The 21030-nt window shown below is 37.0% G+C and carries 17 protein-coding genes; 14 read left to right on the forward strand and 3 right to left on the reverse strand.

Annotated elements, in window-relative coordinates; translation table 11 throughout:
• Positions 1-103 precede the first annotated feature (103 nt).
• Complete coding sequence (locus AC58QO_RS30680; RefSeq protein ID WP_497272305.1) at positions 104-436, reverse strand: hypothetical protein; 333 nt, start codon at positions 434-436, stop codon at positions 104-106.
• 1910 nt (positions 437-2346) lie between these two features.
• On the opposite strand from AC58QO_RS30680, the gene AC58QO_RS30685 reads away from it, so the two are divergent.
• From AC58QO_RS30685 to AC58QO_RS30710, 6 genes are all read left to right on the forward strand, one after another.
• Positions 2347-3894, forward strand: a complete 1548-nt coding sequence (locus AC58QO_RS30685) for a type I restriction-modification system subunit M (protein WP_497272306.1) — start codon at positions 2347-2349, stop codon at positions 3892-3894.
• Positions 3891-5120, forward strand: a complete 1230-nt coding sequence (locus AC58QO_RS30690; protein WP_497272307.1) for a restriction endonuclease subunit S — start codon at positions 3891-3893, stop codon at positions 5118-5120. The genes AC58QO_RS30685 and AC58QO_RS30690 overlap by 4 nt, the downstream gene beginning before the upstream one ends.
• A 22-nt stretch (positions 5121-5142) precedes the next feature.
• A complete protein-coding gene (locus tag AC58QO_RS30695; RefSeq protein ID WP_497272309.1) occupies positions 5143-5304 on the forward strand; it encodes a hypothetical protein in 162 nt (53 codons plus the stop codon).
• A 119-nt stretch (positions 5305-5423) separates the two neighbouring features.
• Positions 5424-6281, forward strand: coding sequence for an AAA family ATPase (locus tag AC58QO_RS30700; protein ID WP_497272311.1), 858 nt, complete (start codon positions 5424-5426; stop codon positions 6279-6281).
• 36 nt (positions 6282-6317) lie between these two features.
• A complete protein-coding gene (locus tag AC58QO_RS30705; RefSeq protein ID WP_497272313.1) occupies positions 6318-9416 on the forward strand; it encodes an HsdR family type I site-specific deoxyribonuclease in 3099 nt (1032 codons plus the stop codon).
• A 376-nt stretch (positions 9417-9792) separates the two neighbouring features.
• On the forward strand, positions 9793-10479 hold the full coding sequence (locus AC58QO_RS30710) for a hypothetical protein (RefSeq protein ID WP_497272315.1): 687 nt from the start codon (positions 9793-9795) through the stop codon (positions 10477-10479).
• Between the two features lie 527 nt (positions 10480-11006).
• On the opposite strand, the gene AC58QO_RS30715 is transcribed toward AC58QO_RS30710, so the two are convergent.
• Positions 11007-11981 carry a site-specific integrase gene (locus tag AC58QO_RS30715; RefSeq protein ID WP_497272317.1) on the reverse strand — a complete coding sequence of 325 codons (975 nt, stop codon included), beginning with the start codon at positions 11979-11981 and terminating at the stop codon, positions 11007-11009.
• Between the two features lie 472 nt (positions 11982-12453).
• Between AC58QO_RS30715 and AC58QO_RS30720 the strand changes: the two genes are divergently transcribed.
• From AC58QO_RS30720 to AC58QO_RS30740, 5 genes are all read left to right on the forward strand, one after another.
• A complete protein-coding gene (locus AC58QO_RS30720) occupies positions 12454-13365 on the forward strand; it encodes a hypothetical protein (protein WP_497272319.1) in 912 nt (303 codons plus the stop codon).
• A gap of 547 nt (positions 13366-13912) precedes the next feature.
• Positions 13913-14548, forward strand: a complete 636-nt coding sequence (locus AC58QO_RS30725) for a hypothetical protein (protein WP_497272321.1) — start codon at positions 13913-13915, stop codon at positions 14546-14548.
• A 187-nt stretch (positions 14549-14735) separates the two neighbouring features.
• The gene (locus tag AC58QO_RS30730) at positions 14736-15317 is read left to right on the forward strand and encodes a phospholipase D-like domain-containing protein (RefSeq protein ID WP_497272372.1); all 582 of its coding nucleotides are present in this window, start codon (positions 14736-14738) and stop codon (positions 15315-15317) included.
• The gene (locus AC58QO_RS30735) at positions 15278-15730 is read left to right on the forward strand and encodes a hypothetical protein (protein ID WP_497272323.1); all 453 of its coding nucleotides are present in this window, start codon (positions 15278-15280) and stop codon (positions 15728-15730) included. Before AC58QO_RS30730 ends, AC58QO_RS30735 begins: the two co-directional genes overlap by 40 nt.
• A gap of 94 nt (positions 15731-15824) precedes the next feature.
• Complete coding sequence (locus AC58QO_RS30740; protein ID WP_497272325.1) at positions 15825-16529, forward strand: hypothetical protein; 705 nt, start codon at positions 15825-15827, stop codon at positions 16527-16529.
• Positions 16530-16635: 106 nt separating this feature from the next.
• Here the strand turns inward: AC58QO_RS30740 and AC58QO_RS30745 are convergent, their stop codons facing one another.
• The gene (locus AC58QO_RS30745; RefSeq protein ID WP_497272326.1) at positions 16636-17799 is read right to left on the reverse strand and encodes a hypothetical protein; all 1164 of its coding nucleotides are present in this window, start codon (positions 17797-17799) and stop codon (positions 16636-16638) included.
• 151 nt (positions 17800-17950) lie between these two features.
• Here AC58QO_RS30745 and AC58QO_RS30750 point away from each other — a divergent pair, with 151 nt between their 5' ends.
• From AC58QO_RS30750 to AC58QO_RS30760, 3 genes are all read left to right on the forward strand, one after another.
• The gene (locus AC58QO_RS30750) at positions 17951-18523 is read left to right on the forward strand and encodes a hypothetical protein (protein ID WP_497272328.1); all 573 of its coding nucleotides are present in this window, start codon (positions 17951-17953) and stop codon (positions 18521-18523) included.
• 420 nt (positions 18524-18943) lie between these two features.
• A complete protein-coding gene (locus AC58QO_RS30755; protein WP_497272330.1) occupies positions 18944-19402 on the forward strand; it encodes a GIY-YIG nuclease family protein in 459 nt (152 codons plus the stop codon).
• A 451-nt stretch (positions 19403-19853) separates the two neighbouring features.
• Complete coding sequence (locus AC58QO_RS30760; protein WP_497272331.1) at positions 19854-21029, forward strand: sigma-70 family RNA polymerase sigma factor; 1176 nt, start codon at positions 19854-19856, stop codon at positions 21027-21029.
• The last annotated feature ends 1 nt before the right edge of the window (position 21030 follow it).

The following is a 21030-nucleotide window of genomic DNA, read 5'->3' on the forward strand; positions in this document are numbered from 1 at the left end:
TTTCTTGTTGTCTGGACATCTTTCACATAAAGTTCCTCGTTTTTGACGAAGAAAGGGTTAGGGGGTGTGGTTACCCTAACCGTTCCCCCAATAGTTGCTGCATTCATTTCAATTCCTCCATAGTTAGATCATTCAGTTGTTCCTTAATGCTCTCTAGAAACGTGACGATTTGATCTTTGCTCTGAGCGGTAGCTACTGAGATAGTGAAGTCTAACTTATCCAAAGTATCATTGATCGCATCATTGACATCGATATCTTCAAGTGCATTGAAGCAATCCTTCGGCAGGTACGTTTGAGAGCCATCTTCACGTTCTACTACCCACATGTCGGCCAGCTCGCCTACCATTGTAAGCTCTATACCGACGTAAATCTCAATTATGTCAATTTCTTTCGGAATTGCTACAACGATACCTTTTTGTCCATAAGTCTTATTCATTTTAGTGTTCTCCTTTTAGTTCTGAATTTGTTTTTGGCTACGATTGTATGCAATGTTTGAGGACTAATCTTGTCCTTCGCTCTTGCCTTATTACCTAATTGAAACTGGGTGCCTGCATTGTTTTGGAGTAGCGTATGTATGACTAACGTTTCAAATGGCGTTCCACAGCATCCAACAGTTTGGTACGGGTCCTCTGAGAGAGGGTACCCTTGTTCATATCCAATCTGTAAATGAACTTTTAGTCCTTGGCTTTAAGTTGTAGTGCCATCCTTACATGTCCCATCAACTTGTCAAACGCTCTACCTCATATGTGGCAGACTGGCTTAACGTGAGTTTTAAAGGATTATCTTTAGAACATGTGTTGATTATGTCATGATTGCAATTCAGTTGTAAAACGCCAAAAAAGGCGATTTTTCGTTCAAATGCTCTCCATGGGAACAACTCCTGAAATCTCCTGTTTCCTTCAAATATCTTAAATTATCGAAAATAAATTAATATTGGTTAATTAGATTCTTAGATTCGCAACTCTTTTAAACAAAAAGTACCGTCGAAGAGCGTCACCAAGACGCAACTGACGGTACTTTCGCAAAGATAAGATGTTTGGACTAAGATCGTATCGAACCCCTGTCCAGTATTATTAGTTGTTAATCTTCAATTTCTCAACCAACTCTCAAACAACCTAACCGGAATCCAGCACCTTACAATGATTAATTAGAATGACTAAAATGCAACTGCCAAAAAAGTCCAAATTTGAATAGTTGCTCTCTGGGGGATTTTTATATACTTTCTCCTGTTCTCTTCGATTTTCTTAAGAATTCAAAATTGCAGATAAATTAGTTAATACCTTATCATTTAATAAGAGGAGGCTAACTTAAAGCAATATTTAACATAATAAAAAGTATCCTAAGAGTCGTAGTAAGAGGTGATAGCTAATTTGAGCGTATTTTGGATCAGCATCTTTAACACGGCCTTTATTTTACTTGCGTCTGAGTTTTACTCTAAGAAATCGATTCGAGCACGTTGGAGGTACAGGAACCATCTTCTTGCTTGTCTTGCCGCAGCCACATTCTGTGAAATTTTTGCAATAGCATTTTTCGGTGTATGATACATCTACTATTCAATTTGACTTTACAAGCAATATAGCACTTGGATATTTACTGATTTAATCAAAAATCATGATGAAGTTATTAAGAAAATGTATCAGTCTTATTGCTAATGGTTAGTTGATTTTACCTCCACCCATCACGCGGCGGAGGTTTTTTCATGCGAACACATACTCGCTGACAGTAATTTGACGGTGGCATGGTGTATAATGTGGTAAATCACTGTCGAATAAAGGGGTTTCCGGCGAAAACGTGGAATAAGTCTATTGGACTATTAGCCTGGTATTACGGAGTGATTTTGCATAAAGTTTTATGTCGGTGTAAAGATAGTAATTGGTCTCAATACTTAGGTAGAATAAATGGAGTAGGTAAGGGGTTATAAAGCCTAGCGGCTTGGGGATAAATGTAGAAGATAGGTTGTAGGCAAACATTATATTAAGTTTACAGTGACCAATTAAAAAAATTCATCACGCTCTGCATGTTACAGTGAAAGGCGAAAACAAGAAGTGTGCAAGTGTGTCATTATCGAGCTGTATGATCTTGGAGTTGTAGATATAAAACCGCCCGCTGGTAATACTGTGAGGACCTATAACAGATAAAGGACATTATGCGATATCTTGCGAAAGCATAATAAAACAGATATACAGATCATCACAGATGCCTTTAAACGCTACGTTATAAGAATAGACAGGAAGATTGCATTACTGTGTGAATATGGCAAGAAACTAAAGGTGGAAGGAAAACCTCAAACCTATTTAGAAGTGCTTCTATAATCAATGTATAAGAAGAAAAATTGGAGGAATACAAATGTCAAGTACAGTGCAACGTGCCGAATTACAATCTCAAATCTGGAAAATAGCCAATGATGTCCGTGGTTCAGTAGATGGATGGGATTTTAAACAATATGTTTTAGGTACGCTTTTTTATCGTTTCATTAGCGAGAACTTTTCTAGCTATATTGAAGCTGGAGACGAAAGTGTCAAGTATGCAGAACTTCCTGATGATATTATAACGAAAGAAATCAAAGAGGATGCCATTAAAACAAAAGGATATTTCATATATCCGAGTCAGTTGTTTGCTAATATTGCGAATACCGCCAACACAAATGAAAGCTTGAATACAGATTTAGCTGCTATATTTTCTGCTATTGAAAGTTCAGCAAATGGTTATCCATCTGAACTAGATATTAAAGGATTATTCGCTGATTTCGACACCACAAGCAATAGACTAGGAAATACTGTAAAGGACAAAAACAGTCGTTTAGCTGCTGTCATTAAAGGCGTTGATGGGCTTAATTTTGGTGATTTTGAAGATAGTCACATTGACCTTTTTGGTGATGCCTATGAGTTTTTAATCTCAAATTATGCTGCCAATGCGGGTAAATCTGGAGGAGAATTTTTTACACCGCAGTGTGTATCTAAGCTTATTGCTCAATTAGCAATACACAAGCAAACAACCATTAATAAGATTTATGACCCTGCAGCTGGTTCTGGTTCACTTTTATTACAAGCAAAAAAACAGTTTGATACTCATATTATTGAAGATGGTTTTTATGGACAGGAGATTAACCATACAACTTATAACCTTGCTCGTATGAATATGTTTTTACACAATATAAACTACGATAAGTTTAATATTGCTTTAGGGAATACGCTTTTAGATCCTCACTTTGGTGACGAAAGGCCTTTTGATGCCATTGTATCTAATCCACCTTATTCCGTAAATTGGATTGGTAGTGATGACCCAACGCTTATTAATGATGAAAGATTTGCTCCTGCAGGCGTATTAGCCCCGAAATCTAAAGCCGATTTTGCCTTTGTACTTCATACGCTTAGTTACCTTTCAAGTAAAGGTCGTGCTGCTATCGTTTGTTTCCCTGGTATTTTTTACCGTGGTGGTGCAGAGCAAAAAATTAGAAAGTATCTGATTGATAATAACTTTGTTGAAACGGTTATTTCATTAGCACCTAACCTTTTTTACGGGACTTCAATAGCGGTTAATATCTTGGTTCTTTCTAAGCATAAAACCGATAATAAAACTCAATTTATTGATGCAAGTGGAGTAGATTTCTATAAAAAAGCAACCAATAATAACATACTTACAGATGAACACATTGAGCATATTATGAAAATGTTTGACAGCAAAGAAGATGTTGACTATGTTGCAAAATCTATTGAATCTGATGCAATCGTTCAAAATGATTACAACCTATCTGTGAGCTCCTATGTGGAAGCAAAAGACACAAGGGAAGTCATTGATATAAATGAGCTGAATGCAAAAATAAAAACGACTGTAGCAAAGATAGACCAACTTCGTGCCGAAATTGATGACATTATTGAGGTGATTGAATCATGATTAAGCAGAATAATATGGAGAAACTCCTTGAGGGGGTTGAGGTTGAGTGGAAGGCCTTGGGTGAGGTTGGTGAATTAGTTCGTGGTAATGGTTTACTTAAAACGGATTTTATAGAATCTGGAATCCCGGCAATTCATTACGGCCAGATTTACACTTATTACGGCACATTTACGACAGAAACAAAATCTTTCGTTTCGTATGAGACAGCTAAAAAATTAAAAAAAGTTGATACTGGTGATGTTGTTATAACAAATACGAGTGAAAATTTAGAAGATGTTGGAAAATCCGTTGTTTATCTTGGTAAAGTGCAAGCTGTTACTGGAGGGCACGCAACGATTTTTAAACCATCAAATCAGATTTCAGGCAAGTACTTTGCCTATTTTACACAAACAGAAATGTTTGCAAATCAGAAAAGAAAATATGCAAAAGGGACAAAGGTTATTGATGTTTCAGCTACTGATATGTCAAAAATAATAATCCCCATCCCCCCCCTTAAAGTACAAGAAGAAATCGTCCGTATATTGGACGCATTCACAGAGCTTAAATCAGAGCTTAAATCAGAGATTACAGCAGAGCTTACAGCTCGTAATAAGCAATATACATATTACCGTGATAAGTTGTTGACTTTTGAAGAGGGTGAAGTTGAGTGGAAGACTTTGGGGGATGTTGCTAAAATTCAAAGAGGTGCTTCACCTCGACCTATAGCAAAGTTTATTACTGATGAAGAAAATGGTGTTCCTTGGATTAGGATAGGTGATACTCTACCAAATTCAAAATATGTGAGTCAGACAAAACAAAGAATCACACCAGAAGGTGCTGAGAAATCAAGAATTTTGAAAAAAGGTGATTTTATAATGTCCAACTCTATGAGCTTTGGACGACCTTACATTCTAAACATTGATGGGGCTATTCACGATGGTTGGGCATCAATTAGTGATTTTGGTGATAAACTGAACTCCGATTTTTTATATCATTTTCTTTCTTCAGATTTAGTTCAAACCTATTGGGATAGTAAGATTAACAGCGGTTCAGTTAGTAATCTAAATTCAGACATTATAAAATCGTTAGAAATCCCCCTCCCACCTCTTACAGAACAAGAGCGTATTGCAGCTATTTTAGACAAATTCGATGCCTTGACATCATCAATTACTGAGAGGTTGCCTCGTGAAATAGAGTTGCGTCAAAAACAATACGAATATTACCGTAATTTGCTTCTTAGCTTTTAAAAAGAGGAGGTAAAGGAGTAGTATGAGCGTTTCATTAACTGATATTGCACAACAGCTAAAAGATAATAATAAAAAAGTCCAACTGATTTATGCTTTTAATGGAAATGGTAAAACAAGACTGTCACGGGAATTTAGATTATTAGTAGAACCTAAAATCGATATGATACAGAGGAAACAGGGCTAGCGAGCAAAAAAATTATTTATTATAGCGCCTTTACAGAAGATTTATTTTATTGGGATAATGATTTAGAAAATGATGTTGACCTCAAACTTAGAATTCAGCCGAACTCTTTTACGGGATGGGTGCTTAAGGAACAAGGGCAAGATCAAAATGTTATTATTAATTTTCAGAATTATACCAATCATAAATTAACGCCAAAATTTAATCCAAAATCTACCGAGGTTACATTTTCTTTTGAACGTGGAAATGATGGATATTCTCAGAATATTAAGATATCGAAAGGAGAGGAAAGTAATTTTGTTTGGAGTGTCTTTTATAGTTTGATTGAACAAGTAATTGGCGTATTGAATATACCAGATCCAAGTGATAGAGAGACAGATAAACTAAATGAGTTGGAATATGTATTTATCGATGACCCTGTAAGTTCATTAGATGATAACCATTTAATCGGGCTAGCTGTAAATTTGGCAGACTTAATAAAAATGAGTCAATCTAATCTGAAATTTGTCATTACAACGCACAATCCACTTTTTTATAATGTTCTTTACAATGAACTTAGTAGAGATGATAAACGGTACAGTTACAAAGCGAAGAAAGACTTTGTAAAATATCGACTAAAAAAGCTAGATGATGGAATGTTTTTACTAGAGGAACAAACAAGTGATTCTCCTTTTGCATATCATCTTTTTCTCAAGAACGAGATTGAAAAAGCTGTTGAATCGGGACAGATAAAGAAATACCATTTTTCTTTTCTAAGAAATATTTTGGAGAAAACCTCAACATTTCTTGGTTATGATAATTGGGTTGACTTGTTACCATTGACAGCTGATGGAAATCCTAATCCATATGTGAAAAGAATTATTAATCTTTCAAGTCATTCAAAACATTCAGGGGATGAAATGGCTGAATTGTCCGATGATGACAAACGTGTTTTAGATTATTTGATGAAAGAATTTGTGAGAAATTATAAATTCAAATAATTAAAACAATGAAACTACTGTTTATGGAGGAAGCTAATGAATGATTACAAACCAATTGCAGAATCAAACAACTTTATAGTTCTAGATAAATATACCAAGATAGATCAACAAGGGGTTGGCTATCAAACAGAAGCTGATTTAGAACGAGAACTCATTCAAGATTTAGTAAATCAAGGTTATGAACATCTACAAAGTTTAACCACTCCTGAAAAAATGCTTGCTAATGTCCGAGTGCAACTGCAAAACCTTAATAATGTACAATTCTCAGAAGCTGAATGGATTAGATTTTGTGAGCAGTTTTTAGATAAACCCAGTGATAACCACATTGATAAAACCCGTAAAATTCATAACGATTATATTTATGACTTTGTCTTTGATGATGGTCCTATTCAAAATATTTATCTGGTAGACAAAAAGAATATTGCCAAAAATAAAGTGCAAGTAATTTCCCAATTTGAACAAAAAGGAACGCAAGCCAATAGATATGATGTTACCATTTTAGTCAATGGCTTACCTTTAGTACAAGTAGAGCTTAAAAAGCGTGGGATCGCCATTCGTGAAGCCTTTAATCAGGTTCATCGATATACTAAAGAGAGCTTTAATTCAGAAAACTCTCTGTTTAAATATTTACAGATTTTTGTAATTTCTAATGGGACAGATAGCCGTTATTTTGCTAATACGACTAAACGTGATAAAAACAGTTTTGATTTTACTATGAATTGGGCAAGATCAGATAATACCCTGATTAAAGATTTAAAAGATTTCACAGCTACATTTTTTCAGAAAAATACTTTATTGAATATACTACTGAAATATTCAGTTTTTGATGTGAGCGATAACCTGCTGATTATGCGTCCTTATCAAATTGCTGCCACAGAAAGAATTTTATGGAAAATTAAAAGTTCATATCTAGCCAAGAATTGGAGAACCACTGAAAGTGGGGGATATATTTGGCATACAACAGGTTCGGGGAAAACGCTTACGAGTTTTAAAGCAGCTCGTTTGGCTACTGAACTGAATTTTATAGATAAAGTATTTTTTGTTGTAGATAGGAAAGACCTAGATTTTCAGACGATGAAAGAGTATCAGCGTTTTTCTCCTGATAGTGTTAATGGTTCAGAAAGTACCGCAGGATTAAAGCGTAACCTTGAAAAAGATGATAATAAAATTATTGTGACGACGATTCAAAAACTGAATAACCTAATTAAAAGCGAAACAGAGTTACCTATATATAATAAGCAAGTGGTATTTATTTTTGATGAAGCCCACCGCTCACAATTTGGTGAAGCTCAAAAAAATATCAATAAAAAGTTTAAGAAGTTCTATCAATTTGGATTTACAGGTACTCCAATTTTCCCGGAAAATGCGTTAGGTTCTGAAACGACTGCTTCTATCTTTGGTCGAGAGTTACACCCTTATGTAATTACGGATGCCATTAGAGATGAAAAAGTTTTAAAGTTCAAAGTAGATTATAACGATGTACGTCCCAAGTTCAAAACCATTGAAAAAGAACAGGACGAGAAAAAGCTATCGGCAGCAGAAAATAAAGAAGCATTACTGCATCCTGAACGAATTAAAGAAATTTCTCAATATATTCTTAATAATTTTAAAGTAAAAACCCATCGTCTAAACGCAAATGCAAAAGGATTTAATGCCATGTTTGCTGTGAGTAGTGTTGATGCAGCCAAACTCTACTATGAATCATTAAATAACTTACAAAAAGGAAGTAGTAAACCGCTAAAGATTGCTACAATCTTTTCATTTGCTGCTAATGAAGAGCAAAATGCTATAGGTGAAATTCTTGATGAAACTTTTGAACCAACAGCAATGGATAGCAGTGCAAAAGAGTTTTTAAGTCTAGCCATTAAAGACTATAATGCCATGTTTAAAACCAATTATGGCGTAGAAAGTAATGAATTTCAAAATTATTATCGTGACCTTGCAAAACGAGTAAAAGACAAAGAGATTGATTTATTGATTGTTGTAGGCATGTTTTTAACAGGTTTTGATGCACCTACATTAAACACTTTATTTGTTGATAAAAATCTTAGGTATCATGGTTTAATGCAAGCTTTTTCCAGAACAAATCGTATTTATGATTCCACAAAAACCTTTGGTAATATTGTCACCTTCAGAGATCTAGAACAAGCAACGATAGACGCTATTACTCTTTTTGGAGATAAGAACACTAAAAATGTGGTGCTTGAAAAAAGCTATAAAGAATATATGGAAGGATTCACGGATCTGGCAACTGGTGAGGCCCGTCGTGGATATGTAGATGTAGTAAAAGAATTAAAGAAACGTTTTCCTAATGTTGATGAGATTGATACTGAAAAGGATAAGAAAGAGTTTGCTAAACTTTTTGGTGAATATTTGCGTATTGAAAATATCCTACAGAACTATGATGAATTTTCAGGTTTAAAAGCTTTACAAACAGTAGATATGACTGACCCTAATGCTTTAGAAGATTTTAAGTCTATTCACTATGTAACGGATGAAGATATAACTGTTATGCAAGAGATTCAAGTGCTAGAAGAAAGAGCTATTCAAGATTATCGTTCTTCATATAATGATATTCGTGATTGGCTTCGTCGTGAAAGAACTGGAAAAGGAAAAGAAACTGCCTCTATTGATTGGGATGACGTTGTCTTTGAAGTAGATCTTTTAAAATCCCAAGAGATCAATTTAGATTTCATTCTGGAACTTATTTTTGAGCATAATAAAAAAGCAAAAGATAAAGCATCATTGGTTGAAGAAGTTCGTCGCTTAATTCGTTCTAGTGTAGGAAACCGTGCTAAAGAAAGCTTAGTAGTTGATTTTATCAACCAAGCTGATTTAGATAGTATTCAAGATAAAGCAAGTATTATCGATGCCTTCTTCTCATTTGCTCAAACTGAGCAAAAACGTGAAGCAGAAGAATTGATTAATACTGAAAATCTTAATGATGAAGCTGCAAAAAGATATATTTTAACTTCATTAAAAAGAGAATATGCCAGTGAAAATGGAACGGAGCTTAATGACGTTCTTCCTAAAATGAGTCCTCTTAATCCTCATTATTTAACAAAAAAGCAGAGCGTTTTTCAGAAAATCTCTGCCTTTGTAGATAAGTTTAAAGGAGTAGGTGGAAAGATTTAATAAATCTAAAAAAGAAAGTACAATGTGGAGCAATGGCAGAATTTAATATAAGTAACTCAAATACACGGCAGATTGTCGGAATCTTCAAAGGGTTGGACAAAGGAACTGAGAAGTTTAAGCTTGAACGATGAAGAAGCTAAGTACGACATCCGAGAATGGTTGCCAAATCATGAGTAAGTGGATAGGTTTCTCGAAACAAATGAAAGATGCTGGATTTTCGAGGTTTGAGGAGGTTCTCGAAGAATTTAGAGTAAAATTTAATGATGACTGGATGAGGAAATAACAGATCGATAAAAATCATCACGCACCCTCGAATATTACAGGATGCGGAATAATATGCATAAGATTTTGCTAAACCATAGGAAGGTGTCCTTGTATGACAGTAATAATTGGTTTTTCGGGTGAAGATTTTATAATAATATCTGCTGACCGTAGAAGAAGCGATTTTGATGAGCATAATGAATTTAAAGAAGTCAAAGATGATTGGGCAAAGAAAATAGAAAAGGTCTCTGGATCTATAGTTTTAGCAGCTGCGGGTGAATTTGAGACAACTAATATAGCAAAAGAGCGGTTGAAAAAAACATTAGCTGAAAATTCGAGTATTAGCAAGGATGATCTTTTTGCAAGAGCACAAGAGATATTTCGTGATGCAATAAAAGAGATAAAGGAAAATCATCTTAAAAAATTGAATAAGGGAAAATGTTTTTTTCAGAAAAAAATAAAATTGAAAGATATAACCAACGTTAATGCGGCTTACATTTTAGCTGGAATTGACAATACATCAGATCAGTTATTTCTAGCTTATTTTTCAAATTCTAATGATTATAAGGTTTCTGAATTACAAAAAAATGATTTTGTTCCTCTAGGTAATGGTATGGATTTAATCCATCAATATTTTTCTGAATATGAAATTGAAATCGAATCAATTGAAACAAGACTTGAAAATGCAATAAAATTAGTTGCAAAAGAAAATCCGAATACAGTAAATACAAATGTTCTTCATTGTAAAATTGATATAAAAAGTGGAGTGAAATTTACTGAAAATCCAAAACATAAATCATAAAACCTAATGATCGCATGATGTAATAAGGGCTAATACATTCATTTACCAAATTTCCGAAATTGGGAAATGTTGTTTACTCACATCCGTACTAATTAGCACCTCTCAGGATGAATTGAGAGGCTTTTTTTTTATTTGATTTCCAAATCACCTCCTCAAGTACAAATTGTTTCGGGTTGTATAGTAAGAAATAACTATACTGTTTCTCAAAGTAGAGGCTTGTTGAATGAAATGAATACGTTATTTAACAATTTTTTGCCGAAGAATAACTCATCCTTTTCGTTTAGCTTTTCTAGAACTGAAGAGGAAAAATAAAGAATAAACTGAAACGGAAGTATTACTCGTAATTCAGAGAACACATTATGTATGAGATGATTGCATGGTACCCGATATCCAACGTAAGATGAGGAAAGAATAGGTCTGTTTCAAATGACATTAGTGTTATTGTTAACTATTGTCCTTTAATTACTAACCGATATGGGTTTGTATGTAATGGTACTGGTACCATTGCCTTTTTTAAAGGATAAAAATTACAGACCAATTCCAATGGCTGCATTACCATCAAACAAAGTCGCTTTTTTAATATACCGCTGCAATGAATCGGAATTCTTATGTCTCGTCTGCTTCATAATCTGATGCTCCGCTTTCCCAGCTTTTGCAGCTTGTGAACAAAATCCACTACGCAAGCTATGTGCACCATATCGTTGTGGATCAAGCCCAACGGCCTCACAGCTTTTCTTCACCACAATCCGAACAGCTGGTGGAGTTAATCTCTCCATGATATTCCCATGTCGATCCATTCTTCTAAATAACGGTCCATCTTTAAGGCCGGATGCGGAAATCCAATCTTCAAAGCTTCGAACCGGACACGTTAAGGGGTTGCTCGCATAAGGTAGGGCCACATCCTGACCTTCACCTTTTTGGTCTGTTTTGCTTCTATTCAAATGGATTATTATACCGTCTCGTGTTTTTGAAATGTCTTCAATGTTAATTCCGACTAACTCACTTCGACGAAAAGCACCTACCCAGCCAATAACGAGTAAAGCACGATTACGAATACCAATAAGTTTATCTTTAGGTAGGGCTTCAGTAACTTCACGTAACTCATGAAGCCAGAGGGCTTCTTTTCCTTTTTCCTCCACCCCTATCTTTCGCTGCAATCCCTCCCAAACTCCTTTGACCAGTTTTGTTTTGCAAGGACTTTGATATCCTTTCATTTCATGACGCTGGGAGATTGCTGCCATCTTTCGTTTAATAGTAGAGGCCTTTTTTTCTTTTCCAAGCGAAGTTATGTAATAAACAAGGTTATGAGGTTCTGCTGGAAGTGAATCTAGTGAATGAGAGTAACACCACTTTTCAAAGTGTGACCAATCTGAAGTATATGCTCGTTTTGTATTCTCTGCTTTTGAATTTAGAAGATGTTCTTTCGCTTCCGAATGGAGTTCTCGAAATTCGTTAGATAGTTCATTTGAATTTCGACTTTGCAACTCTGAAAAAACGTCCATTTTCTTTCCCCCTCTCTAGACCCCGATAATAATGGTTATCAATAGCTAGAATTGCTCTCTTTTATTTTATCAGTTTCTGAATTACTTTGTGAAAATTTGCTAAGCAAAAAGTGAATGATTCGCCATAATACATAGAGAAAGTTGCAGTATTATTGTAAAATCTAAAAATAAGCAATTGTCAAAAAAATAAAAAGGTTGGAATGAGAATTTTGAGGGGAACACGTTAATTAATGTACAACAACCTGCTAGTCAGATAGTTGAGGCCTCAAGATTTATATAACTTGTATCAAGAGAAGGTGGGCTTAGTGCTGCAAAACAGTTAATCTCAAAAAGCGGAGGCACTTACTGGCTAGAAATTTTGTGGGAGAACAGTAGACTCGATCTGTCGGTAGAGGAATTGGTTTAAACTCTTCATAGATGGGGAAAGAGAAATCGTAGATACCGCTTGAATTAAATAAGTGAGGTGGGTTAAGTGAGCGAACTAATTATTTCAAATATGGATGATAAAGTTCAAATCGAATCATTTATTATAGATAAGTTAAGTACTGTTGGGGCAGGAATATTAGATTCAAGGCATCCAATTTTTACAAATGAAGAAAAATTAAAAATACTGCGTATGAAATATTGGGATGATTTTGTAGCCGATGCATTAGAAACTGGACATTTTATTTTAACTCAAAACGGTGAGATAAAGGTAGCAATAAGAACCATAAATCAGGATATCTCTGTTATCGCGGGATATATATTTGAATCATTGACAGTAAGGCTTGCTAATGAGGAAAATAGAAGGTTTGGATATGATATATTTAAATGGAGCACATCCAGAAAGAGGTTATCAAGTCAATTTTATAGTAAGTATCAAACTGTAGGTGTCGGATTCCCAATGACTAACCAAACGTTTCCAGGTTATTATAATCCGAATTTCAGACAGTTTGATGTTATGTTTTTGACTATGAATGAGGAACTTGGTAGACCAGAGCCAGCAACCATTGTTAATACAACTATTCCTGCTGGTGTACAAATAAAAGCTATAACTTCAAATGAGCTGACTAATATAATAGAACCACTTATAAGCGGTCAGTACAATAATGTGATCACATATCTAAGGCATCCCTCAGGTGAACATAGCTATGAAGTGTGTATTAGAGAAATTAAAAAGTTATACAGAGATGGTAAAATAACAGGTTTTCAAAAGGAAAAATTAGAAGATAGCATAGGATATCCGGAGATGTTTGGTTTATACCAGAGGGATGTTGATGATTACTATCATTTTATTAGAGCTTGGTATAATGAAAATGCCAAAGAAGATAATGATATTTTAATGGCTATAGGTATGCAAGCACAGGAAGTAAGAAATGGAAGTTCATTTATAACAGTTATTTGATCATTATCTTTGGAAGAAATAAAGGGTTAAAATTTCTGAAATGAACTGCTAGCCTGGTTTGCAGTACAACGCTACTGTTAACTAAATAAGGTTCATTAAAGACGATCACTCTTTTAGGGTGATCGTTTTGTCTTATAAGATGTATACTGCGTAGCTAAGATTTTTATCTTTAGCAGTTTGACAAAAATCGTTTTTATTAATTAATAAATGCAGGTAAAATGTATAATAATGGAACACAACTGAACTAACGGACAGTATTACGCGACGTTTGACAATCTAAATGACCTTCAGCCACATAAGTGGCATCAGATGTTTCTAGTGACATAACCGACTTCGTATTGAAGTTCCAAACACTTAGGAAGGAATATTTTGAATATACATATAGTTATATTCACTAAATTCATGGTATTAAGTGCCTGGGTCATAATAGAAATTTTGCTATAAAAATTAAAATAGATTCTATGAATGAAGATAGTTGAATTATGAAAACTACTGAAGCGTCAGTGGTGGGATTAAGAAAAGTATAAAATAAAGGATGATATATATAATGACGATGGTAATAGCAGTAAAAAACCCTAACTATATTATTATGACCACTGACAAAAGGACTACTACTAGTAACGTTGTAACTGGGCAAATCATTAATGTTAATGATAATTCTAAAAAGGTAAGAATATTTAACGACCAATATATTGTCTCTTATGCAGGGCGTTCATTGATCGCAGAAAAATCCTTGGAGTTTGTAGATGAACGTAGAGACTTCCTATCAAAGTGTTCTGACCCAAATCTGTTTTTTAGTGAAGCATTTCAATACGGAAAAGCTATGTTTAAAGCTACATACCCTAACCTTAAGCCAGATGCTACTTTCTTTGTAGGATATTTTAAAGATAATTTGTCCATTTTAAGTGGTTTCTCTTCCGATAATGATTTCTCTCCAATGGATTTAGAAGCTACCATAAAAGCAAAATCCACAAATGAACAGTCGGAGGAAGAACTTCAAAACACAACCATTGATAATATTCAACTTGAGCTTAAAAAGCATCCTAATGGTTTAAAAGACTTAAAAGAATTGGCTGATATATATGCTAAAGTAATTAGACAAGTAAATGACGATATGATAGGAAAAACAGCATATTCAGTCATTTTAACCAAAGAGGGAGTTACTGAGCTTCACCATGAATAACACTTATACAACGAAATTAAAATTGTTCCGAAGAATATATAGAATGTATGAAATGGACGAGAATAATTAAATTTTTGAGGGTTAATAGTCGTAACGTCGAAGAATAGGTTTATAATTGAATAGTTGTCCCATTTTCAATACGTGCACCAGCGGGCCAGCAATCTGGATGGTTTCGAACGTCTGCTTCATGCAGGTGCGAAAATATATGCGCTACAGTTACCTTCATTCGAAGCTCTACATATTTGATGGACAATCCGTCATAACCGGCTCCGCCAACTTTACCTTTAACGGTTTTTATAAGAATCATGAATTTGGTATGTACATGGAGCAGGAGCTAGCATTCGCTAAGGAATGTTCTGATTACTTTTTCGGTTTATTGGAACGGATGAAGCTGTCAGGAGATTGGCTTGTTACCCAGCAGATGATCGATCGGGAGAAGGCGAAGATTAATGAATCCCTCCCCGGCCGGAAGGGGAAAAAGAAAGATCCTACGCTAGTAGAGTACAACAACTTCAAATGGGGTGCTAAACTCGATGATGTATCCCGCTCCACTGAACTTGTGATCCCGGTAGCTACTGATGCGAATTCTGATTTTATTGAGGCTTCCTTACAAGAAGATGGTGGCCAAAAGGAGCATCGAGATACCGGCGTTTGGATCAAGTTCGAGGGAAATAGCGATGACCGAATACCGAACAACCGTATTTACCTAAGCGGGATCTGTATGAGCACATGGACCGCACCTTTTTCCGCCGCAGGCCATCAGGTATAAAAGAAGGGCAGTTGGTATTTATGGCTGTGGTCAGCTACGTTCTACAAGGTCAGGGTACGCCAATGGTCATTGGTTACGCTGAAACAAAAGGGTTTAAGCTAGGTAATGTGATCGGTCCCGAGGATCGTTTCTACAGAGAAACCGCTGGTCGTTATCCTTACTATGTGGAGCTACATAACGGCCGTTACATACACGCCCAAATTAAATACGGAATATCGTTAATCGAGCTTTGTCGTGACTTGGGCACGGACCTCTACCCCAATCACAAGCGGCATCCAGCAGAAATCTTATCAACGCATCACCAAAGATCGCATATACAGATTACCGCAAAAGCCAGCGATTATCTCATCGAAAAACTAGAGGCTCAATTTAAAAAGTTCGGAGTAGCTAACGAAAGTGTCTATGCGGAGTAAGTTAAACAGAAGGACAACAACGCGCTTCCTTTCTCATGGGAGAAGGGTAGCGGGATCGGATAAAATACTCTATTGATTGAAAAGGAGAACAACTATGATCACCGAGGAAGTAAAGAAACGGTTAGAGGCTGAATCGTTACAACGTAATTTGCCAACCTATCTTGCATTCTTCAAACCATTTTTTGATCCCGAACAAGTCGCAGAACATTTTATCCTTTCATGTGAACAGCAGAATGTAGTCAGTAAACGGACGATGCATCAGCTGGTGAGAGGGATAATGATGGCCGACAATGCTAATAAACTGGATGAAACCACCCGGTTAGATGGCATACAAGTGCAATTATGGATTATGACAATTGAAGCCCTTTATAGGACGACCAATCAAAAGGCAATCACGGATAAGTATAAGATCATACGAGATTTTTTTTCAAAATATTTACGTCCGGAAGACCAAGAAACGCTTACGCAAAATATTCTGACCATGGAGGGACAGGCAATTAACATCAATGATGTTGCAGATATCTTCAACGGTGTTCGGAATATGGTTGCGCATGAGGGGATTTATTGGATGTGTCAGTTTGAGGAAGGGGATTACACCGGCTATGTATTAAAGCCCGAATCTAAGGAAGCCTTTAAGAACTCCACTTATTTCATTGGTGACGACCCGCAGCTGTTAGAAGAAAAGATGGATCGTTACTGGCTACATCTAACCGGAAATGAAATTAGGGATATCATCGTACGCGGCGGAATTGAATTTTTAAACCGAATGCTGATCGAAGGTACTTTATATTCAAAGTAACCAATCTATAATCAAACCTTCTTCATACGAAAAGCGAAGTGGGTATGTAATCATTTTATCTAAAAGAAATCCTGCTCCCGATCATAAGGATGGGGAGCGGGTTTTGTTAGGTCATCAGATGAATCTCTTCGTAATTGTTAATGTGGTCAGCCATCCATTGATGATTTAGGATATGCTCTTGGATCCCTGCTTCGAATGAGCGAAATTTCCTTTCGGGGATTAGTAAGGCGATATACCCCGTACTAGCATACGGTGCGGTTTCCGATGGATCCATGTCCTCCACTGTGATATGACTCAGGCGCTCATAATTTGGATTGCACAGCGGCTGCCCTCTGAATCGAAAGATCCCCGTTTTATATACGGTACGCTCCACAAAATCCGGTTCAATCCACTGGTTCATCAAGAATACAGTTTCCCCCACAGCTTGAAAGCAAGAGTCAAACCGCTCGGTTAATCCTTGGGGATCAAACAGTTCGTCATCATCCTGCTGAGTGGAAAAATCCACGATTTCATTGACGACTAAGGTTTTATCCTGCCTGTGATCTTTAAGCATCAGTTGGCCATCCACCCGCGTAAACGAATAATGGTAGCTCTTACGAGGACCATTCGAGGGGTAGTAGTCGCCTTGCGTTTCAATCGCTGTCATTTGGAAGGCACCACCTGCAAGTCGAGAGGTTGCCATGACGGGAGAGATGCCTAGTTTTCGATAGGCGGATGATCCGCAGCGGGCAATCCATTCATGAAGGTTTCGTTTTAATACGGACTCCACTTCCGGCAGGTTATATGGCCGTTCTTCCGTATGCCTGCGCAAGATATCACCCAGATGTTCTTCGATTCCAGGTATTCTATCGCCGCTACCCATGACAACACATCCGTCGTCGAGCGTTGTTATGGAGAGGCCGCGGCCGGCTTGTCCGTATAACTTAAATACAGTGTGGAGCTCACGTTCAGGCTCTACCATGAAGCCAATGCCACCGTAGAATAGGTTACCGTTGGCGGGAGTGGACTCAGTATACCGTTGTAAGGTTAGATGTAAGGGACCTTCCTGCTGCCCGACGTTCTCAAACGTTATCTCATCAAGCACAGACTCAATTTTCGGCACTGCACCTTTCCACATCCCTAAGTCACCGGCCGTAAAGATGCCGATCCGATTCTCGAACTGAATGAATTTAGACATGATATCCACCTGATTCCCCGCAGTGAAGGAAACTCGGAAGTCACTTGCAAATACTGCCTTGTCTCCCCAGCGAAACATCGCTATAATTGTCATCGTTTCAACCCCTTTTAATATCTCTATCAATAACCTGTAAATTTCGATCTGTCAATGAAACGAGTATAAGGCTAAAACTCCTTTTGCGACTATACCCGATAAGTTCTTTTCCATATGTTATCATAAGGAAATAGGACCGGAGGGGAAACAAATGAAGATTGAACCTTACAAGGGGCGAAGCGGTGGAGGAAACGTCAAATACTTTTCTGCCACGGGGCCGCGGGGAACGCTGCTATTGGGAGTTACGTACACAGATCGAAAGAAAAATGGTGTTTTTGATAAACGAGAGTTCCAAGTTTCTGAGATTAATGCTGGGAACGGTTGGACACGGGAGTGTCCCGATACCCGTGACATATTACTTCGTACCACTGGTGAGACGTTTGAAGGTAAAAGAGACAGAGGAAAATGGCTAGAGGCCGTGTACAAAGGAAATCAGCTCCCAAAGATGACTACCGCATCAGCCTTTATCCTACCGCAGGTGCAACAGTCGCCACAAAGGGGTGTTCCTGCTATTCCCGCTTATAAGGGGATGCTAAGCGTCCTGGAGGGTTCATACGAAGTTACGATTCAAGGTCCAACGGATCTGCTCACGGTAACCAAGCGCCGTGGTGAACATTTTCTGATAAAGGATCGCGATAGCTTGCCATGTGCCCTCTGCGGGCGGGACTTCGACCCGGAACATCTTATTACCGCTCACATCAAGAAGCGCCGTCATGCAAGCTAAGCAAAACGCAAGGAAGTATCAATTGTAGTGCCGATGTGCGCCATGGGCTGTGACTCACTCTTTGAGGGAGGTTGGGTAGGCGTAAAAGACGGTTAAGTGATCCGTTTGAGGACGGCGAAAACTACACCTGTAACCGAAGGAATTATTTCAGGACTCCTTGGAAGGGCAGTGTGAAACATCTTTAACCATTTTTCACGGCTTTTTATAAGACTGCGTTAAATTAATGTTAAATTTAACATTGTTTGATTAGAGTCGATTTATTATTAGTAAACTAACGTCCCCCGTCGCAATTTAATAGATCAACAGCACCATTTTCTCTTTACAGTAAAAGACGGAATTAACGCTAGCAGCTTTATTTATGATACTGAAGATGCCATTCGAAATAAGGCACATTAACAATAGGTAACGAACCCGCGGTTTTTGCGGGTTTTTATCATATTTGACTGCGAGACCTGGGATGAAGGCGATATCGAAAGTGGTACTATCTATGTCCTTCGTAGCCTGTCTAGTCACCCCTTCGTTTCGGAGCACCGCCAACTCATTCATAAGATTGGAGTTACGGGGGGGAAAGTTGAAACCCGTATCGCCAATGCGGCGCACGATGCTACCTATCTACTAGCGGATGTTGAAGTTGTTGCCAGCTATAAACTAGCCGGCATCAACCGCACGAAGCTGGAAGGGGTAATCCACCGCATTTTTGCAGCGGCTCAGCTCGACCTCACCATCCATGACCGCTTCGGTCACCCAGTACGGCCGAAGGAATGGTTCCTCGTGCCTCTGCACGTAATTGACGAAGCAGTGCGCCGTATTCGGGATGGCTCGATTACAGATGTAGTCTATGATCCCAAGACGGCCAGTTTGGTCAGCCTTACTAAGTAGATGATAAGGGAGCAGCATCATTTCGGTTGGTAGATGGAGTATATAACATTGATCTTAAGTCTTAGAATAATCGTGGAAATCGCAGTAAGGATACCTTAATGGGAAAATCAAATTAAGCATCTAGTAGAAATAAAAACAACATGAATTTGATGAAATTATACTTCCCATGACGGTTATCAAGTATTTTCACGATAAATATGAACAAAAATCCCCTGACAGACTTATGACAGGGGATTTTTGTATATTCAAAAGATATAGGAATATGATGACTAATTTACGATTGCGGTAGGTACAAAGATTCACTAAAAATACAAAAAAGGAGGGGAATTTAAGAAAGTGTCGAATTAATATTACGAATAATAAATAGTTGTTCGAACGTATGTTTTCATGACAGCTATTTGTCAAAGCATCATGATAGACTAAAGAAAAAAGTCCTAATGAGGTGTTAGGAATGCCGCTTTCAGTTGGTGATTTAACAAATAGTTTGCAATGGTTTCTTATTGCATATCCACGTAAGCATCAAATTCGATTGTCCTATGCGCAAAGTACTATCGAGAAAGCACTAGGTGAGCAGATAAATTCTGCACTAATACTTGAATTTCTAAAAAAACATCAATATAAGCATGTTCAGGTTGATCATGCTATCTCTTCCAAACCTGTTGAACCAATTGTTAATAAAGTAGAACATAATATTGTTAAGATGAAGGTAGAAGAGGCATGGGATGATATTGATGACTTACTAAATAAGCCTCTTGTTCCTAATCATAAAGAAATTTCCAATACAGATAAGGTTGGAGAAGTTACCTATGCGGAAAATGATCGTATGATGCAAGAATATCAACGCACCGGAAGCAAAGATATCCTACATCATATTATTAATGCCAATATGAAACTGATCTACAGTATCGCAGTTAGATGTAAAAGCTATATGAATCATGATTTATCAGTTGATGATCTTATTCATGAAGGTATATTTGGATTAATCGAAGCAATTGAAAAATATGATCACACATACGGTGGGCAGCTATCTACATATGCTTCTCATTGGATTAAGCAACGTATTATCAGGGCGATCGGAAACACGGGTACAACAGTAAGAGTCCCCATACACATGTTAGAGAGAATTCGAGCAATTAAAAAGGTGGAGGCCAATTTTCGTTTGGATGAGAAAATGAAAATTGTACCTATTGATGAGGTTTGCTCAACATTAAACATTACAACAGATCAATATCGAGATGCGAAAGTTACAGAACACCGTTTTTTAGCATTTACTTCATTAAACCAAAGTGTGGGTGAAGGTGAGCAAGAAGCTGAATTACTTGATTTTATCCCAAATGAGCGATTAGAAATTATTAGTTCTCTTCCACAAGAATTTCAAGATCCAGCACTTGTTGTAGAACATCGCGTAGTAAAACAAAATATTCATCATGTGCTAGATACACTAACAGAAAGACAACGGTCGGTTATCGAGTACCGCTTTGGTCTTTTAGATGGGAATTATCGTACCTTAGAAGAAATTGGAAAGATTTTTTCTCTTACTCGTGAACGTATACGGCAAATTGAAGCACAAGCACTCCGAAAGCTTCGAGCTATTAAAAACAAACAAAAATGGATCTGGATTTCCTGAA

It is taken from the genome of Paenibacillus sp. J31R30 (genome assembly GCF_059692115.1).

Bases quoted from the DNA above. Each gene is read 5' to 3' on its own strand.
- AC58QO_RS30680 (WP_497272305.1), bottom strand. From the start codon at position 436: ATGAATAAGACTTATGGACAAAAAGGTATCGTTGTAGCAATTCCGAAA.
- AC58QO_RS30685 (WP_497272306.1), top strand. From the start codon at position 2,347: ATGTCAAGTACAGTGCAACGTGCCGAATTACAATCTCAAATCTGGAAA.
- AC58QO_RS30690 (WP_497272307.1), top strand. From the start codon at position 3,891: ATGATTAAGCAGAATAATATGGAGAAACTCCTTGAGGGGGTTGAGGTT.
- AC58QO_RS30695 (WP_497272309.1), top strand. From the start codon at position 5,143: ATGAGCGTTTCATTAACTGATATTGCACAACAGCTAAAAGATAATAAT.
- AC58QO_RS30705 (WP_497272313.1), top strand. From the start codon at position 6,318: ATGAATGATTACAAACCAATTGCAGAATCAAACAACTTTATAGTTCTA.
- AC58QO_RS30710 (WP_497272315.1), top strand. From the start codon at position 9,793: ATGACAGTAATAATTGGTTTTTCGGGTGAAGATTTTATAATAATATCT.
- AC58QO_RS30715 (WP_497272317.1), bottom strand. From the start codon at position 11,981: ATGGACGTTTTTTCAGAGTTGCAAAGTCGAAATTCAAATGAACTATCT.
- AC58QO_RS30725 (WP_497272321.1), top strand. From the start codon at position 13,913: ATGACGATGGTAATAGCAGTAAAAAACCCTAACTATATTATTATGACC.
- AC58QO_RS30730 (WP_497272372.1), top strand. From the start codon at position 14,736: ATGCAGGTGCGAAAATATATGCGCTACAGTTACCTTCATTCGAAGCTC.
- AC58QO_RS30735 (WP_497272323.1), top strand. From the start codon at position 15,278: ATGGACCGCACCTTTTTCCGCCGCAGGCCATCAGGTATAAAAGAAGGG.
- AC58QO_RS30740 (WP_497272325.1), top strand. From the start codon at position 15,825: ATGATCACCGAGGAAGTAAAGAAACGGTTAGAGGCTGAATCGTTACAA.
- AC58QO_RS30745 (WP_497272326.1), bottom strand. From the start codon at position 17,799: ATGACAATTATAGCGATGTTTCGCTGGGGAGACAAGGCAGTATTTGCA.
- AC58QO_RS30750 (WP_497272328.1), top strand. From the start codon at position 17,951: ATGAAGATTGAACCTTACAAGGGGCGAAGCGGTGGAGGAAACGTCAAA.
- AC58QO_RS30760 (WP_497272331.1), top strand. From the start codon at position 19,854: ATGCCGCTTTCAGTTGGTGATTTAACAAATAGTTTGCAATGGTTTCTT.